Source organism: Halobellus sp. Atlit-38R (genome assembly GCF_003665925.1).
Classification (GTDB): domain Archaea; phylum Halobacteriota; class Halobacteria; order Halobacteriales; family Haloferacaceae; genus Haloquadratum; species Haloquadratum inordinatus.
Genome location: NZ_QXIJ01000003.1, coordinates 1 through 15,759, shown reverse-complemented (window position 1 = coordinate 15,759; position 15,759 = coordinate 1). Strand labels below are relative to the sequence as shown.

The window sequence follows — 15,759 nt, the reverse complement described above, 5'->3', positions numbered from 1 at the left end:
AAGTTATACTGTCGCCCGGTCGAGCGGCCATTCCGGGAGCATTTTATAGACGACAGTCCACACCGTAGGTATGACAGACCACGACGACCATCACGACGGTGCAGACGAGGACGGGCGCGTCACTTCGCCGATGCAGGAGTTCGGAATGAGCCAGGTCACGACGGGCCTCGTGGTGCTCGTCGTCGGCCTCGCCATCGTGTTCGGCGTCCCGCTGTTCGTCTAACCGCGTCGCGTTCGAACGACGAAAAGAATCGCTGTTTTCGCGCTGCCTCAGTCGAGTTCCGCTTCGAGCACGTCGCGAAGCGACGCGATTTCTGCGGCCTCGACCGCCAGGTTGTCACCGCCGACCGAAAGCGAGAGCGTTCCGTCCGGCGTCGCCTCGCCCAGCGTCCGGACCGGCGCGACGTCCTCGAAGGCGGCCTCGACGGCGTCGGGGTCGGTCGTCTCGACGACCGCGCGGCCGGGGGTCTCCTCGAAGAGTGTGACGAGATCGTCGACGGCGACGTCGGCGCCGACGTCTTCGGTGACCATCTCTGCGAGCGTGACTGCGAGTCCACCGTTGCTCACGTCGTGTACCGCGAGCGTCGCGTCGTCGTCCGCGACGTCCGCGAGCGTCGCGACGACGTCGCTGGCGTTCGCGGGCAGCGTCGGGAACTGATCGGAGCCGCCGACCTGCGCGAGTAGCTCCGACCCGCCGAGCGCGTCGCTGCCCTCGCCGACGAGGAGGAGGGTCCCCGCGCCGTCGAGCGCGGCTTCCGGCGCGTCGTAGCCCGCCTTTGCGCCGACCATCGCGAGCGTCGGCGTCGGGGGAATCGGCCCCGCGACCGAGTCGTTGTACAGCGAGACGTTCCCGCCGACGACCGGAACCGAGAGGTCCCGACACATGTCGGCGAGGCCGTCGACGATCGCCGTGAATCGGCCGTACACGTCCGGTTTCTCGGGGTTGCCGCCGTTCAGGCAGTCGACCGCAGCCAGCGGCGTTGTGCCCTTCGCCGCGAGGTTCGTCGCGTTCTCCAGAGCGACGGCGCGAGCGCCGTCGTACGGCGCGCAGTCCGTCCAGGCGGGGACCGCGCCCGAGGAGATCGCGAGGCCAGTCCCCGCTTCGCGGATCGCCATCACCGCGGCGTCGTCGCCGGGGCGGAGCGCGGTGCGCGCACCGACCTCGTGGTCGTACTGGCGGTAGACCCATCGTTTCGACGCCGTGTTGGGCGCGCCGACGACCGCCTCGAAGGCGGACGCGAGATCGACGTCCGGTCGGTCGCGCTGCGGCTGTTCGGGTTCGACGGTGTCGAGGTCGTTCATCGGTGCGCCGTCGGCGAGGAACTCCGCGGGCACGTCGACGACCGTCTCGCCCTCGAACGTGCAGACGTAGTTGCCCTCGGCCACCTCGCCGATGACCGAGCAGCCGAGGTCGTACTTTTCGGCTATCGCCGCGACGTCGTCGACGTCCTCGGGACGGACCTCGTAGCACATCCGCTCTTGGGACTCCGCGAGGACGATCTCCAGCGGATTCATATTCGGCTCGCGCTGGTGGACGCGTTCCAGTTCGATCCGTGCACCGAGGCCGCCCTTGGCGACGAGTTCCGAGGACGCGCCGCCGAGGCCGGCCGCGCCGAGGTCTCGCGCCGACTGGACGAGGTCGCCGTCGATGAGATCCTCGTTCGCTTCGATGAGAAGCTTCTCCGAGTAGGGGTCGCCCACCTGCACGGCAGGGCGGTCCTCCGTCTCGGCGTCTTCGGCGAGGTCTTCGCTGGCGAAGGACGCGCCGCCGAGGCCGTCGCGTCCGGTCGCGTTGCCGACGAGGACGAGTTTGTTACCGGGCTGCTGAGCCTCGGCGGTCACGAGGCGCTCTTCGTCGAGCAGTCCGACGCAAGCGACGTTGACAAGCGGGTTGCCCTCGTAGTCGTCGTGGAACTCCACGCTCCCTGCGACCGTCGGCACGCCGATCGCGTTGCCGTAGTCGGAGATGCCCTCGACGACGCCGTCGAGGAGGTAGCGAGTGTGCTCGCGGTCGAAGCCGCCGAAGTAGAGGCTGTCGGCGAGCGCGATCGGATACGCGCCCATCGAGAGCGTGTCGCGGACGATGCCGCCGACGCCCGTCGCCGCGCCGTCGTACGGATCGACGTACGACGGGTGGTTGTGGCTCTCGATGCCCATCGTGATGTACGTCTCCTCGTCGGCGTCGCCATCGTTGTCGGGCAGACGGACGACGGCAGCGTCGTCCCCGGGACCGACGACGACCTGCTCTCCATCCGAAGAGAACGCAGAGAGGAGGGGTCGAGACGAGCGATACGCGCAGTGTTCGCTCCAGAGGTTCTCGAACAGCGCGGCCTCCGTCTGGGTGGGGTCGCGCCCGAGTTCGGCCGTAACGAGTTCGCGATCAGAGTCCGGCAGGCTCATTCACTTCCCTGTTCAAGTAGGCGCGATTAATGCTTTTCTGTATGCACGGACGTGCATTTCGTCGGCGTGAGATAGTGGCGTGGTGACGTACCGCGAGGCGTGGATCGGGTCGCTTTTTTAACCTGGGTTTCTATGCTCACCCGTGCTATCGGTCGAGCTGCACGCGCACTCGTCGCTGTCGTACGACGGCCGCGACCCGGTCGAACTGCTCTTAGCGCAGGCGGAGGCCGTCGGTCTCGACGCGCTCGCAGTGACGGATCACGACGAGATCGACGCGAGCCTGGAAGCCGCGGCGCTGGCGCCGGAGTACGGTCTCGTCGGAATCCCGGCGATGGAGGTGACGTCGGCTGCGGGCCACATCCTCGCGTTCGGCATCGACGAACTCGTACCGGCGGGGCTCTCCTACGACGAGACGCTCGACCGCATCCACGAACAGGGCGGCGTCGCCGTCGTTCCGCACCCGTTTCAATCCTCACGGCACGGCGTCGCAGCCCACATCAGCCGGGACCAACTCGCCGACGCCGACGCCATCGAGGTGTACAACTCCCGGCTGTTCACCGGCTGGGCCAACCGCAAGGCAAAGCGCTTCGCGACCGCTCGCGGACTGCCGATGACCGCCGGCAGCGACGCCCACATCAGCGAGATGGTCGGCCAGGCCGTCACGCAGGTCGGGACCGACGACCGCTCGGTCGAGGGAATCCTCGACGCGATCGTCGCCGGTGAGACGAGCGTCGTCGGCCGCCGGACGCCCTGGCGCATCTCGTTCAGACAGTTCGGCGGCGGCATCAAGCGCCGAATCAAGCGGACCGTCTCGGATCTGGTGTAGATGTCGGCCGAAGAGTCGGCGACGACCGGCGCGGACGCCTCGCTCGACGGTGCCGCTTCCGACGTGGTTCGTGACGCGACCGAGACGCGGGAACCGCTCCCAGGAACGGGCGGCTTCGCGGGCGAGACCGACGGCAATCTCGTCCGTGACGTCCTCGGACGCCGCCCGCTTTTCGTCGACGCCGACGACGCCTCGGCGTGGGCGTTCGACCCGCGCGAACTTCCAGCACCGGTTTCGGTGCCTGCCGGAACGGTCGCTCCGGTCGGGGAACGACCAGACCCCGAGGCCTCCGACCGCCGCTGGACGCTTCCGGACCCCGATCCGATGGAGGACGACGACGCGGCGCTGGCTGCGGTCCGCGACGCCGTGCTCGCTCGAACGCGGGCACTCGGTGGCGACGACTCCGCGGGCGACGTCGCCGTCGCGTTCTCCGGCGGCGTCGACTCCGCCGTCGTCGCTACGGGCGTTCCCGACGCGCCCTGCTACGTCGCCGGCTTCGAGGGCTGCCACGACGTCGCTGCCGCGCGCGCGGCGGCGGCCGAGATGGACCGGGATCTCCGCGTCGTTGAACTCACACACGACGACCTCCGCGAGGCCGTCCCGGCCCTCGTCGACGTGCTCGGCCGCACGAACCCGATGGACCTCTCGATCGCGCTCCCGCTCTTTCTCGTCGCCGAGCGCGCGGCCGCCGACGGCTTCGATCGTCTCGCACTCGGCCAGGGGGCAGACGAACTGTTCGGCGGCTACGCGAAGGTCGAAAAGGCCCCCGAGGACCCGCGCGTCGCGGCCGACACCGTCCGGGGCGCGCGGCACGAACTCCTCGGGACGCTCCCCGATCAGGCCGAGCGCGACGTCCTCGCGATCCGCGCCGCCGGGATCGAACCCGTCGCGCCGTTGCTCCACGACGACGTCGTCGCGGCCGCGCTCGACCTCCCCGGCCACCTCCTCGTCGACGGCGACCGGCGGAAGGTCGCGCTTCGGGAGGTGGCGCGCGGCGTCGTCCCCGATTCGGTCCGGACGGCGGACAAGAAGGCCGTCCAGTACGGGACGTACGTCTCCCGCGAACTCGACCGGCTGGCCCGCCGTGCGGGCTACAAGCGCCGGATGGACGATCACGTCGAGCGGTACGTCCGGGCGCTCGTGAGCGACGGCCCCGTCACGCCGCCCGAGACCGACTCGTAGTCGGGTCGCTACCCGCGTCGGCGGACCGTTATTCTCCGGCGCGCTCGGCGGCCTCGATCGCTTCCAGGGAGAACTGCACCGTGTCGGGGTCGATGTCGCTTTCGCGGAGGTCCTGTTCGTCGTACCAGTCCCAGACCGCCGCATCGGCCTCGTCGTCGCCGTTCGGGTCGATCTCGCGGGATTTCACACGCGCGAAGTAGACGTGGTCGATATGCTGGTGGCCGATGGTCCCGTCGTCGTGGACGTTGATGTCGTAGAGCATCTGGTGGCGCGGCCGCGGGAGTTTGCGGCCCGCGGGCGCGTCGACGGCGTCGGTCCCGTCGAGCAACTCGGCGTCGAGGCCCGTCTCCTCGCGGACCTCGCGCAGTCCGGCCTCGTGCGGGAGTTCGTCGCGGTCGACGTGGCCGCCGGGCGGGATCCGGATGCCGAGTCGTCCGTGCCGATGCAGCGCGACCGCTCCGCGCTCGACGATGTAGACCGTCGCAGTGAAATGACGCGTCGTCTCCATACTGCTCCGTTCGCGGGCCCACGGGAGTCTCTTACTATCCCGTAGGCGATGCGGTTCGCCGCTCGGGTGTGCCGCTTATTGGTCGCCTGTCGGGGCGTCGCCGCGCCCGACGCCGCTCTTCCGTGCGATAGCCTCCAGTTTCTCCCGCGAGAGCCTCGCTTTGACGAAGCCGGGGATTCCGTCGGGGAGCGCCGCGGCGAGTTCCTCGTCGTCCAGTTGCGCGATCGGATCGGCCCCCTCGGGAGCGGTTCCGCCGTCGCCGTCGGCGGACGCTTCGCCTACCTCGGCCGTCTCGCTCCGACAGGCCGATTCCGACGTGGACGGCCCTCCGGCCGTGTCTCCGGTGGAGTGCTGGCGATTCGTTCGGGCAGCGTTCGCGGCGTTGCGCGCTCGTGTGACGGGGTTCGAGACCGATCTGGCTGAGCCCATTCCGGTCGAGGCCGAGCCGTTCGGCTCGCTCGGCCGCGCGCTCGCCGATCTGACCTGCGTTCCGCCGTCGGTCACCGACCGTGCGGTGCCCGTGCCCACGTCGGTGTCCATCGTGCCGGTCTGGAGTTTCGAGAGGGCGGCGTCGACCTCGTCGGCCGTCTCCGACTGCGAGCGGATGTTCTCCGTGATGACGTCGACCTCTGCAGCGACTTCGGAGGCGTGCTCTGCGGCCTCGTCGACGACGCGGGCGATCTCGGAACTCGCCTCGGCCTGTTCGTCGGCGGCGCGTGCGACCTCGTCGATGCCGTCGGAGGTCTCTGTGACCGCGTCGACGATCCCATCGAGCGTGTCGACAGAGTCGTCGACGCTCCCGAGCGCCTCGTCGATGCTGTCGCCCACCTCGTCGAGACCGCTGGCGGTGCGGTCGATCCGGGCGGTGACGGTGTCGATCATCTCCTCGACGCGCTCGGCCTGCTCTTTCGACTCGTTGGCGAGCGATTTGACCTCGTCAGCGACGACTGCGAAGCCCGACCCGGCGTCGCCCGCCCGTGCGGCCTCGATCGAGGCGTTCAGCGCGAGCAGGTTCGTCTGATCGGCGATGTCGTTGATCACTTCGACGATCTCGTCGATCTCGTCGACAGCGTCGACCAGTTCGTCGACCTCGTCTGTGATCTCTTCGCGCTCCTCGTCGAGCGCCTGCATCTCGGACTCCGCCTCTGCCGCGGCGTCGAGCCCGTCCGTCGCGAGCGATTCCGCCTGCTCACTCCGCGAGGAGACCTGGTCGGCTGTCGAAGCGATCTCTTCGATCGTCGCCGACAGCGTCGATACCTTGCCGGCGATGTCCTCGCTGTGCTCGGATTGCTCCGCGGCGAGGGCGTCGATGCGGTCGGCGCTCTCTGCCGCGCCGTTCGCCTCGTCGCGGAGCGTCCCGACCGATTCTCCGACCCGATCCCGGAGTTCGCGCGAGCGCTCGATCTCCGCGCGCATATCCGCGGAGTACGAGTGCAGGTACGTGTCGTTGACCACCTGCATATCGAGGTTGAGGATCCGCGTCGCCGCCATCGCGTCGCGGAAGCCGTCTTCGATCGCGTCGCCGACTGCGTCGGCGTTCTCGGCGGCGTGTTCGGTCGCCGCGTCGACTGTCGCCTCTTGAATCGTCTCGAAAAACGCTGTCAGCAGATTCCCGAACATCCCACCGAAGTAGTGCAGCGGCATATCCAGTCGGTTGTGGAGCTGTCCGATCCGGGTTCGGTGGGTGAAGTACTGGGTGTCGTACTGGCCGCCGGTGACCATCCGGAGATAGCCTTCGACGATCGCCCGGATGTCCGCGTCAGACCGCGGCGAGCGCTCGATGATCTCCGTCGTCCGATTGTGGGCGTAGATCGGATCGACGAACGAGTCCACGAGTCGATCCATATTCGCTTCGACGGCGCCTTCCAACTCCGAGACGCGGCGTTCGTCCGCCTCGGAGAAGCCGACGAACCCCTTCCGCCAGGCCACTTCGTCCGGCGTCAGTCCGATCTCCGCCGCGACCTGCTCCGCAGACGTAGTGGTGCCGATCGACGGGCCGTCGACAAGTGAATCCATACGCCTCCCAGCGCCCGGCACCTAATAATGGTATTACCCCGGAAATCACGCGTGATAACCGGGCTGGCGGCCGTTCAAAGGTCTGTTGGCCGCGGGGGGTCCGGCTCCCAGCGATGCGCCAGAGCGCACCGAAACCCTTACTCCCAGGCCACGGTTCCTCACGGATATGAGCGAGACGCCCGTCGACGCCGAGGAGGTCGAACACGTCGCAGAGCTTGCGCGTGTCGATCTCGACGACGACGAAGTCGACGCGTTCACGACGCAGTTCGCGGAGATCCTCGAGTACTTCGAGGCCCTCGACGAGGTGCCCGAAGTCGAGAGCGAAGCCGACCTCGTGAACGTGATGCGACCCGACGAGGTCGAAGCGAGCCTCGATCAGGAGGAGGCACTGCAGAACGCTGCAGAGACCGAAGACGGCTTCTTCAAAGGCCCGCGGGTGTCCTAATGAGTCAGAACGCGTTCATCACCGAGGAGACGATCGAGGGGGCCGACGACGGCCCGCTCGCGGACGCGACCGTCGCCGTCAAGGACAACATCAGCACCGAAGGCGTCCGCACGACGTGCGGCTCGGCGATGCTGGAATCGTACGTCCCGCCCTACGACGCGACCGTCGTCGAGCGCCTGAAAGACGCGGGCGCGACCATCGTCGGCAAGGCGAACATGGACGAGTTCGGGATGGGCGGCACAACCGAGACGTCGGCCTACGGCGCGGTGAAGAACCCCGTCGACGAGGAGCACGTCCCCGGCGGCTCGTCCGGCGGCTCGGCAGCCGCCGTCGCGGCCGGCGACGCGGACCTCGCGCTCGGCTCCGATACGGGCGGCTCCGTCCGCAACCCCGCCGCGTTCTGCGGCGTCGTCGGCATCAAGCCCACCTACGGCCTCGTCTCGCGCTACGGCCTCGTCGCCTACGCGAACTCCCTCGAACAGATCGGGCCGATCGGCACCAGCGTCGAGGAGACCGCCGCGCTCTTAGACGTCATCTCCGGCCCTGATCCGAAGGACTCGACGACCCGGTTCGACCTCGACGAGGACGGCGAGGACGCTTCACACCCCGCGGCTGACTCGAACTACGCCGGGGCCGCCGACGGCGACGTAGACGGAATGACGATCGGCGTCATCACCGACCTCCTCGCGGGCGCTGACGACCGCGTCGTCGAGGTGTTCGAGGCGGCCCTCGAAGACCTCCGCGCGCAGGGTGCAGAGACCGTCGAGGTCTCGCTTGACTCCCTCGAACACGCGGTGCAGGCGTACTACGTCATCGCGATGTCGGAGGCGTCCTCGAACCTCGCGCGCTTCGACGGCGTCAGATACGGCCAGTCCGGCGGCTACGAGGGCAACTGGAACGACGCCTTCGCCCGCGCCCGCGAGGAGGGATTCGGCGAGGAGGTCAAGCGACGCATCCTGCTCGGCACCTACGCGCTCTCGGCGGGCTACCACGACAAGTACTACAAGAAAGCCCAGGACGCCCGTGCGTGGGTCAAACGCGACTTCGACGACGCGCTCGATCAGGCGGACGTGCTGGCGACGCCGACGATGCCCGTGCTGCCCCCCGAACTCGGCGAGAGCCTGGACGACCCGCTTCAACTGTATCTGATGGACGCGAACACCGTCCCGGTCAACCTCGCGAACCTCCCCGCCATCTCCGTGCCCGCGGGCGAGGCCGACGGCCTCCCGATCGGCCTGCAACTGATCGGACCGAAGTTCGGCGAGGAGTCGATCGTCCGCGCCGCGTCGGCCGTCGAAGAATAAGCGACCGTTCTGTTCTCTCGGCGCTTCCGCCCCTCAGCGCTGCCAGTACTCCGGCGTGAGTAGCACCAGCACCGGGAAGATCTCCAGGCGGCCGATCCACATCAGGAAGACGACGAACAGTTTGCTCGGGTCCGACAGCGAGAGGTAGCCGCCCATCGGGCCGAACGATCCGAACGCCGGGCCGACGTTCCCGATCGCGGTCGCGGCGGTCGCGATCATCTCTAAGACGGTGACGTTCAAGCCGACCCGAAGGGCGTCGACGAAGAGGATCACCGCGGCGGCGACGAACAGCGCGAGATACAGGAGCGTGAACATATAGATGCCGCGGAGCGCCCGTTCGTCGATCGGGTTGCCGCCGAGTCGGATCGGCCGCACCGCTTCGGGATGAGCCGTCGTGAACAGCTCTCGGCGCAGCGATTTGAGAATCACGTACCACCGGACGATCTTCACTGCCCCGCCGGTCGAGCCGGCCGAGCCGCCGACGAACATCGCGAAGAGCAACACGCCCTGTGCGGCCGGTCCCCACGCGTTGAAGTCCATACTGGCGTATCCGGTCGTCGTGACGATCGCCGCGGCCTGGAACGCGGCGTGGCGGATCGCGGGCTCTATCTGACCGGTGATCTGCCCGCTGACGGTGTCGAGGTACGCGGCGTCGAACGTCCCGCCCTCGGGGGCGACCTGTGCGAACCCGCCAGTGAAGAGGATACCGCCGATGATGGCTGTGAGAACCGCGAGCACCCCGATGTAGAACTTAAATTCGGAGTCGCGAACGAGCTGTCGCGGGTCGCCGGTGAGCACGTGCCAGAACAGCGCGAAGTTCGTCCCGGCGGCGACCATAAACGGGATGATGATCCACTGTGCGGCCGCGCTGAACGCCTCGATGCTCCGCGCTTCGGGGGAGAACCCGCCGGTCGGCATCGTCGTCAGCGCGTGCGCGACGGCGTTGTACAGCGTCATCGCGGGGTCGACACCCGTGACCGACAGCGAGTAGAGCAAGATCGCCTGCAGGACGGTAATTCCGAGGTAGGCGCCCCACAGCGCACGCGCGGTCTCGGCGATGCGCGGCGTGAGCTTCTCGATTCCGGGGCCGGGCGCTTCGGCGTCCATCAACTGTGCGCCCCCGACCGAGAGCTCCGGGAGGATCGCGACCGCGAGGACGACGATCCCCATCCCGCCGAGCCACTGGGTGAGCTGTCGCCACAGCATAATCGACCGCGTGTGCGACTCGAAGGAGATGTCGCCGAGGACGGTCGCCCCGGTCGTGGTGAAGCCGCTCATCGCCTCGAAGAGCGCGTTCGCCGGGTGCGCGAGCGTCGATTCGGGGTGAACGGGAGCGACCAGCGGCGGGAGGCCGTGCGCTTCGATCAGGTACGGAATCGTCCCGACGAGGGCGACGGCGAGCCACGTCGCCGCGACCATCAGAAAGCCCTCGCGCGTCCGGAGGTCGGGGTCGGGGTCGAGTCGTTCGAGCCCGACGCCGACGGTGACAGTGACGAGGATCGTCGCGAGGAAGGGCGCGACCGGCTCCCCGTAGTAGAGGGCGACGACGAGCGGGAAACAGAGCGGGACCGCGAGGTACTTCAGCACGGATCCGACGAGGCTGAAACTGGCGCGGGCGTCGACTCGTAGAGTCATCGGGGCTGTGGCCGCTGGCTCTCGCTGACGGGTGGAAGATGTTTCGGTCCGGTGACCGAGTCGGCTGCTCGCGCGCTCATAACAGTGGCGCCACGTCGTCGACGACGTCGATGTCCGCGAAGACGACGACGTGATCCCCGACCTGCGGGACGGTGTCGCCCCGGGGCGCGATGAACTCCCGCTCGCGCGTGATCGCGCCGATCACCACCCCGTTCGGGAGCTCTCGGGCGGACTCCTGGATCGGGCGCCCGGCGAGGATGCTCTCGTCGTCGACTTCGATTTCGAGTACTTCGGCCTTGTCGGACTCGATGAGCGCGACGTTCTCGGCGTCTCCCTCGCGGGTGAACCGCGAAATTTCCTCTGCGACGACGCTCCGCGGGCTCACGCCGACGTCGACGCCGACGGTCTCGAAGAGATCGACGTACTCGCTGGTGTCGATGATGGCGATGGTCCGTTCGACGCCCATCCGCGCCGCCAGCAGGGACACGAGGAGGTTCTTCTCGTCGGAGTCGAGTGCCGAGACGATCACGTCCGCGTCGCCGACGTGCTCGCGTTCGAGGAACTCGATGTCGGTCGCGTCGGACTCCATCACGACCGTATTCGGGAGTCGCTCGGCGAGGCTGCGCGCGCGCTCGCCGTCCTGCTCGACGAGTCGTGGCTTGAATCCGCGGTCTTCGAGCAGGCGTGCGACGTGATAGCCGATCTCCGAGCCGCCGACGATGACGACCTCCTCGGCGGTGCCGGGCGATTCGTCGGGTTCGACCGAGCGGGCGAACTGCTGGACGCTCTCTGGCGAGCCGATGACGATGACGCGGTCGTCGGCGTCGATGACCGTCTCGCCGCGAGCGATCTCCACGCAGCCGTTTCTGAGTATGGCCACGAACGTCAGCGAGTCGAAACGGTCCGCCTCCGCGACGGTCTGATTCGCCACCGGGCTGTCGGCGTCGACCTCGAACTCGGCCATCTGTACCTGGCCGCCGGCGAAGGGATCGACGTCGCGTGCGGCCGGCAAGCCGATCATCCGGACGATCGACTCCGCGGCCAGGAGGTTCGTACAGACCATGAAGTCGACGCCGAACGCTCGCGAAGAGCGCTCCCAGGTCCGGAGGTACTCGGTGTTTTTCACCCGCGCGATCGTGAAGGCGTCCGAGATGGCTTTCACGGTCGAGCAGACGACGATGTTCGTCTCGTCGTCGTCCGTCGAGGCGATCACCATATCGGTCTCCTCGATACCGGCCTCTTCGAGCGTCGCCACCGACGTGCCGTCGCCGGTCACGCCGAGCACGTCGAACGAGTAGTTCAGCTCTTCGGTCCGCTCGCTGTCGCAGTCGACGACGATCACCTCGTGGGTGTCTGCGAGGTCGGCCGCGATGCTCGATCCGACCTGTCCCGCCCCGACGATGACTACGCGCACTGACGACCACCCGGATTCATCTTTCGGATGTGCCTGGCGAAGGCGTATCGCTCTTTCGGCATCGCTCTGTCTCTGCGAGTGCGTCCCGCCCCTGCCGGACACCGCTCTCGCTGGCAGCGCGGCTCAGCCGGCTTCCGACTTCGACCGCCGCTCGACAGTCAACTCGACCGGTCGCGCCGACCCTTCGAGGTCGGCGACGACGCGCTCGACCAGACGTTCGGCCTCGCTCGTGATCGCGGGCTTGATCTTCTCGACGACCCAGCCCAGCGAGACGAATCGCGGGAGGTCGATCCCGCCCTCGTTCGCCGAGGACGGATCGTACGCCACCTCGAACGAGACGCGCGAGGCGGCTTCGGCGTCGTCGGGGGCGTCTTCCGGCAGCTCGTCGAGCGCTTCGATCCGCCAGCGGCCGCTGGCGTCGAGATTCTTCACGATCCGCCACTCGATGCGTTCTGGAGGGTCGACCTCCGTCACCTCCGATTCGACGGTGTAGGTGAGCTTCCACCACGCGAAGCGCATCGCATAGCGCGTCCCTGCGCCGCCGTCGCCGCGTCGTCTGGCGACGTTCCGGAGGTGTTTCGAGTAGTCCGCATAGCGAGGGAAATCGACGAGAAATTCGTAGGTCTCCTCGGGTGGGAGGTACACGACGGTACTGACGACGAGTTCGTCCACGCGGACTCGTTGGGCGGCGGCACAGAAAGCGTTGTGGGCAGCACCGTGTGCCGACACCCGATATCGCCCTGTGAGACGCTATCGTACCCGATCTCGGGTGCCGACCACAACGTACTTGTCTCGGAGAAGTCATATTCGAGACGATGGTCGGTTCGACCCTCCGGGACATCAGCCGGCACGTCGACTGCCTCGCGGCGCGGGACGGCCCCTACGCCGTCGTCTGCGGGCGGACGGGCTGTGAGCCACATCCCGTCTCGGGGCTGCGTTTCGACGACAGAGACACGGCGGCGGAGGCGGCCGAGGCCGCCGCAGAGTACCGCGCGACGCTTCGTCAGTACGACCCACAGGTCCCCTTCTACGAGCCACTGGTCCACGACATCGAGGACGGGCCGGCGGGGCTCGCGGCCGCGGGCGACGACGACAGACGACTGCGCTATCTCTCGTTCTGCCACGACGTCGCCGGCGCGATCTTCGAGGCGTTCACCGACGCGGGCCTCCGCGAGGTCGAATCCGCGGCGATGGAGACGTACCTCACGCTCGCGGAGGTCGTCAGCGACCGCGACGACTTCTGTCTCACGATGCTGTGGAGTATGACGAGCGAACTCGCCCACCGGACCACTCGGACCGAACACCTGCCCGTCGTCGACGCCGCGGCCGACTCGCTTCGGGGCCCACGCGCCCCGACAGCGATGCGGCCGGACGAGGGAGTCCGTGCGGCCGTCGAACACCTCGAACACGTCGGATTCGTCGGCTCGCAGTCCGTCTCGCCCGCACGGGGCGACGGCTGGGAGGTGACGCTCGGCGAGTACGCCCTCGCCGAGCGGACCGGGCGTCTCCCGACGCTCCCGATCTCGATCGCGCTCGCCCAGCGGCTGCCGGAGACGCCGTTCCGCTTCGCTGCGGCGACCCCGCTCGGTGACCGCCGCTGGCGACTCCGGATCGAACCGGGGGCGGTGCCGGACGGCCTCGTCTCGATCGATGCGACCGATGACCAGCGACTGTACGACACCGACTCGGAGTACTGACGATCAACGCTTTCGTCGCCCGCCCCAACCGTGAGACTCATCGGCTGTGCCAACCTCTCGGCAGGTATGTCCGAACACCCCACAGACGCCAGTACTGCGCCGAGCGACAGTGATGCCGGTACTGACTTCTCCGATTCGATCCCCGATGGCGGTGATTCGAACGCCGCAGACGTCCTCGTCGTCGGCGGGGGCGTCGCCGGGTTAACGGCCGCGACGTTCACCGCCCGCGCGGGACTCGACACCCTCGTCGTCGACGCCGACGAGAGCATCCTGGCCCGGAACGCACACCTGGAGAACGTGCCTGGGTTCCCGGCCGGCATCAACTCACGTCAGTTCCTCGACCTCCTGCGCGAGCAGGCCGACGAGAACGGCGTCCGACGACAGACGGGGCGCGTCCGCGACGTCGAGCGGCGCGGCGACGGCCTCGAAGTCGCAGTGGCGGCTGGCGACGACGCAACGCCCGAGGAGCGAACGATCGGAGCTGATACCGTCGTCGCCGCGTCGTGGTCCGACGTCTCCTACCTCGACAGCCTCGGCGTCGAGACGCGCGATGCGGGATCGAAGACGTACGTCGAGGTGGACGACCTCGGGCGGACGAACGTCGAGGGCGTCTACGCTGCGGGCCGACTGACCGAGAAGTATCACCAGGCAGTCGTCGCCGCGGGCCACGGCGCCGAGGTCGGTCTGACGGTCGTCCACGACTCCGAGACGCCGTACTACAACGACTGGGTGACGCCCGAGGGCTACTTCACCGACCGCGGCCGCGAGGTCCCGCCGGGCTGTGAGGAGATCGACGCCGCCGAACGCGAACGCCGCGATTCGGCGTCCCGCGAACGAATGCGCGAGGCGTTCTCCGAGGCGCACCCGGAGCCCCAGCGGACGCATCCGAGTCTCGTCGACGACGAATTAGGCCGCCTCCAAGACGACCTCGACTCACTCGACGAGTAGGCGTTCTGCGCCCGCTCGCGCGGCGGGCGCCAGACCGGGGAGTTTTACCCCGCCGCCGTCGAACCCCCGGGCGATGTTAGACGGCGTCAACGTCGCGCTCGGCGTCTCGGGGAGCATCGCCGCCGTGAAGGTGGTCGAACTCGCCCACGAGCTGCGACGCCAGGGGGCGAACGTCCGCGGGGTGATGACCGAGAGCGCACAGGGAATCATCCACCCGTGGGCGCTCGAATTCGCGACGGGCAACGACGTGGTGACCGAACTCACCGGGCGCGTCGAACACGTCGAACTCTGCGGTCGCGACGGCTGGGCCGACGTGCTCTTGCTCGCGCCCGCGACGGCGAACACGGTCGGCAAGATCGCGAGTGCGATCGACGACACGCCGGTGACGACCTGCGCGACGACCGCGCTCGGCGCGGACCTGCCGGTCGTGATCGCGCCCGCGATGCACGAACCGATGTACGACCACCCGGGCGTGCTGGACGCCATCGACCGCGTCGAGTCCTGGGGCGTCGACTTCGTCGATCCACGGATCGAGGAAGGGAAAGCGAAGATCGCGACCGAGGACGCCATCGTCACCGCCACCGCGCGCGCGACGACCGAACAGACGCTCGCGGGCCGCCACGTGGTCGTCACCTCGGGCGCGACCGCAGAAGCGATCGACCCCGTCAGGATTCTCACGAACCGCGCGTCGGGCAAGACCGGCCGCGCCGTCGCCCGCGCCTGCTACGTCCGCGGGGCCGACGTTACGCTCGTCCACGACGCCGGCGACGTCCACTACGCGGACACCGTGACCGTCGAATCCGCCGCCGAGATGCGGGATGCGGTCCTCGCCGCGGTCGGTGGAACCGATGCCGACGGCGACGCCTCCGCCGCGGACGTCGTCGTGTCCGCGGCCGCCATCTCCGATTACACGGTCGAAGCCGCCGCCGAGAAACTCCGTTCGGGCGACCACCGCACGCTCGAACTCGAACCGACGCCGAAACTCCTCGATGGGGTGCGCGAGGCGTATCCGGATCTCCCGATCGTCGGCTTCAAAGCCGAGACCTCCGGCGACGACGAGAAGATGGTCGCGGCCGCTCGCGACATCCTCGAACGGACGGACCTCGCGTTCGTCGTCGCCAACGACGCGTCCGTGATGGGCGACGACGAGACCCGGACGTTGTTCGTCGACGCCGACGCAGTCGACGAGTTCTCGGGATCGAAGACGGCGCTCGGCGGTGCGATCGCGGACCGGATCGCCGCGACCGTCGAGGCCTGATACTGACGGCTGAATATTTTTCAAACAGGAGTACGTTGCTTCGATATGGCTTCCCTCGACAACGTGTCTACCGACGACCTCCGCCAGGTCTTGGCGGAGGTCGAGGGAAAGAAACCGACACAGCGG

At 68.2% G+C, this 15,759-nt stretch carries 14 protein-coding genes; 8 read left to right on the top strand and 6 right to left on the bottom strand.

Annotated elements, in window-relative coordinates; all coding sequences use genetic code 11:
- Window positions 1-70 precede the first annotated feature (70 nt).
- Complete coding sequence (locus D3D02_RS20845) at window positions 71-223, top strand: hypothetical protein (RefSeq protein ID WP_199723012.1); 153 nt, start codon at window positions 71-73, stop codon at window positions 221-223.
- A 47-nt stretch (window positions 224-270) separates the two neighbouring features.
- Here the strand turns inward: D3D02_RS20845 and purL are convergent, their stop codons facing one another.
- Window positions 271-2,400: a phosphoribosylformylglycinamidine synthase subunit PurL gene (gene purL, locus D3D02_RS04690; protein ID WP_121568843.1), complete on the bottom strand. Its 2,130-nt coding sequence runs from the start codon at window positions 2,398-2,400 to the stop codon at window positions 271-273.
- A 142-nt stretch (window positions 2,401-2,542) separates the two neighbouring features.
- On the opposite strand from purL, the gene D3D02_RS04685 reads away from it, so the two are divergent.
- Together D3D02_RS04685 and D3D02_RS04680 are read left to right on the top strand one after the other, a co-directional pair.
- Window positions 2,543-3,226 (top strand): PHP domain-containing protein, encoded by a 684-nt coding sequence (locus D3D02_RS04685; RefSeq protein WP_121568842.1) that lies wholly within the window; start codon window positions 2,543-2,545, stop codon window positions 3,224-3,226.
- Entirely contained in the window at window positions 3,227-4,408 is a 1,182-nt protein-coding gene (locus tag D3D02_RS04680) for an asparagine synthase C-terminal domain-containing protein (RefSeq protein ID WP_121568841.1), read from the top strand.
- Window positions 4,409-4,436: 28 nt separating this feature from the next.
- Here the strand turns inward: D3D02_RS04680 and D3D02_RS04675 are convergent, their stop codons facing one another.
- Both D3D02_RS04675 and D3D02_RS04670 read right to left on the bottom strand, forming a co-directional pair.
- The gene (locus tag D3D02_RS04675) at window positions 4,437-4,916 is read right to left on the bottom strand and encodes an NUDIX hydrolase (RefSeq protein WP_121568840.1); all 480 of its coding nucleotides are present in this window, start codon (window positions 4,914-4,916) and stop codon (window positions 4,437-4,439) included.
- Between the two features lie 75 nt (window positions 4,917-4,991).
- The gene (locus D3D02_RS04670; protein ID WP_121568839.1) at window positions 4,992-6,932 is read right to left on the bottom strand and encodes a globin-coupled sensor protein; all 1,941 of its coding nucleotides are present in this window, start codon (window positions 6,930-6,932) and stop codon (window positions 4,992-4,994) included.
- Between the two features lie 166 nt (window positions 6,933-7,098).
- Between D3D02_RS04670 and gatC the strand changes: the two genes are divergently transcribed.
- Both gatC and gatA read left to right on the top strand, forming a co-directional pair.
- Entirely contained in the window at window positions 7,099-7,377 is a 279-nt protein-coding gene (gene gatC / locus D3D02_RS04665; RefSeq protein ID WP_121568838.1) for an Asp-tRNA(Asn)/Glu-tRNA(Gln) amidotransferase subunit GatC, read from the top strand.
- Window positions 7,377-8,681 carry an Asp-tRNA(Asn)/Glu-tRNA(Gln) amidotransferase subunit GatA gene (gatA, locus tag D3D02_RS04660; protein WP_121568837.1) on the top strand — a complete coding sequence of 435 codons (1,305 nt, stop codon included), beginning with the start codon at window positions 7,377-7,379 and terminating at the stop codon, window positions 8,679-8,681. The genes gatC and gatA overlap by 1 nt, the downstream gene beginning before the upstream one ends.
- Before the next feature lie 33 nt (window positions 8,682-8,714).
- Here the strand turns inward: gatA and D3D02_RS04655 are convergent, their stop codons facing one another.
- The 3 genes from D3D02_RS04655 to D3D02_RS04645 all read right to left on the bottom strand — a co-directional run bounded on the left by D3D02_RS04655 (window position 8,715) and on the right by D3D02_RS04645 (window position 12,402).
- The gene (locus D3D02_RS04655) at window positions 8,715-10,316 is read right to left on the bottom strand and encodes a TrkH family potassium uptake protein (protein WP_121568836.1); all 1,602 of its coding nucleotides are present in this window, start codon (window positions 10,314-10,316) and stop codon (window positions 8,715-8,717) included.
- Between the two features lie 76 nt (window positions 10,317-10,392).
- On the bottom strand, window positions 10,393-11,730 hold the full coding sequence (gene trkA / locus D3D02_RS04650) for a Trk system potassium transporter TrkA (protein WP_121568835.1): 1,338 nt from the start codon (window positions 11,728-11,730) through the stop codon (window positions 10,393-10,395).
- Window positions 11,731-11,853: 123 nt separating this feature from the next.
- Window positions 11,854-12,402 (bottom strand): type II toxin-antitoxin system RatA family toxin, encoded by a 549-nt coding sequence (locus D3D02_RS04645; RefSeq protein WP_121568834.1) that lies wholly within the window; start codon window positions 12,400-12,402, stop codon window positions 11,854-11,856.
- Window positions 12,403-12,545: 143 nt separating this feature from the next.
- On the opposite strand from D3D02_RS04645, the gene D3D02_RS04640 reads away from it, so the two are divergent.
- The 3 genes from D3D02_RS04640 to coaBC all read left to right on the top strand — a co-directional run bounded on the left by D3D02_RS04640 (window position 12,546) and on the right by coaBC (window position 15,633).
- Entirely contained in the window at window positions 12,546-13,427 is an 882-nt protein-coding gene (locus tag D3D02_RS04640) for a hypothetical protein (RefSeq protein ID WP_121568833.1), read from the top strand.
- A 66-nt stretch (window positions 13,428-13,493) separates the two neighbouring features.
- A complete protein-coding gene (locus tag D3D02_RS04635; RefSeq protein ID WP_121568832.1) occupies window positions 13,494-14,375 on the top strand; it encodes an FAD-dependent oxidoreductase in 882 nt (293 codons plus the stop codon).
- Window positions 14,376-14,448: 73 nt separating this feature from the next.
- Window positions 14,449-15,633 (top strand): bifunctional phosphopantothenoylcysteine decarboxylase/phosphopantothenate--cysteine ligase CoaBC, encoded by a 1,185-nt coding sequence (gene coaBC, locus D3D02_RS04630; protein WP_121568831.1) that lies wholly within the window; start codon window positions 14,449-14,451, stop codon window positions 15,631-15,633.
- Window positions 15,634-15,759 lie beyond the last annotated feature (126 nt).

Bases quoted from the DNA above. Each gene is read 5' to 3' on its own strand.
- D3D02_RS04675 (WP_121568840.1), bottom strand. From the start codon at position 4,916: ATGGAGACGACGCGTCATTTCACTGCGACGGTCTACATCGTCGAGCGC.
- D3D02_RS04670 (WP_121568839.1), bottom strand. From the start codon at position 6,932: ATGGATTCACTTGTCGACGGCCCGTCGATCGGCACCACTACGTCTGCG.
- purL (WP_121568843.1), bottom strand. From the start codon at position 2,400: ATGAGCCTGCCGGACTCTGATCGCGAACTCGTTACGGCCGAACTCGGG.
- D3D02_RS04655 (WP_121568836.1), bottom strand. From the start codon at position 10,316: ATGACTCTACGAGTCGACGCCCGCGCCAGTTTCAGCCTCGTCGGATCC.
- D3D02_RS20845 (WP_199723012.1), top strand. From the start codon at position 71: ATGACAGACCACGACGACCATCACGACGGTGCAGACGAGGACGGGCGC.
- gatA (WP_121568837.1), top strand. From the start codon at position 7,377: ATGAGTCAGAACGCGTTCATCACCGAGGAGACGATCGAGGGGGCCGAC.
- gatC (WP_121568838.1), top strand. From the start codon at position 7,099: ATGAGCGAGACGCCCGTCGACGCCGAGGAGGTCGAACACGTCGCAGAG.
- D3D02_RS04635 (WP_121568832.1), top strand. From the start codon at position 13,494: ATGTCCGAACACCCCACAGACGCCAGTACTGCGCCGAGCGACAGTGAT.
- coaBC (WP_121568831.1), top strand. From the start codon at position 14,449: ATGTTAGACGGCGTCAACGTCGCGCTCGGCGTCTCGGGGAGCATCGCC.
- D3D02_RS04680 (WP_121568841.1), top strand. From the start codon at position 3,227: ATGTCGGCCGAAGAGTCGGCGACGACCGGCGCGGACGCCTCGCTCGAC.
- D3D02_RS04640 (WP_121568833.1), top strand. From the start codon at position 12,546: ATGGTCGGTTCGACCCTCCGGGACATCAGCCGGCACGTCGACTGCCTC.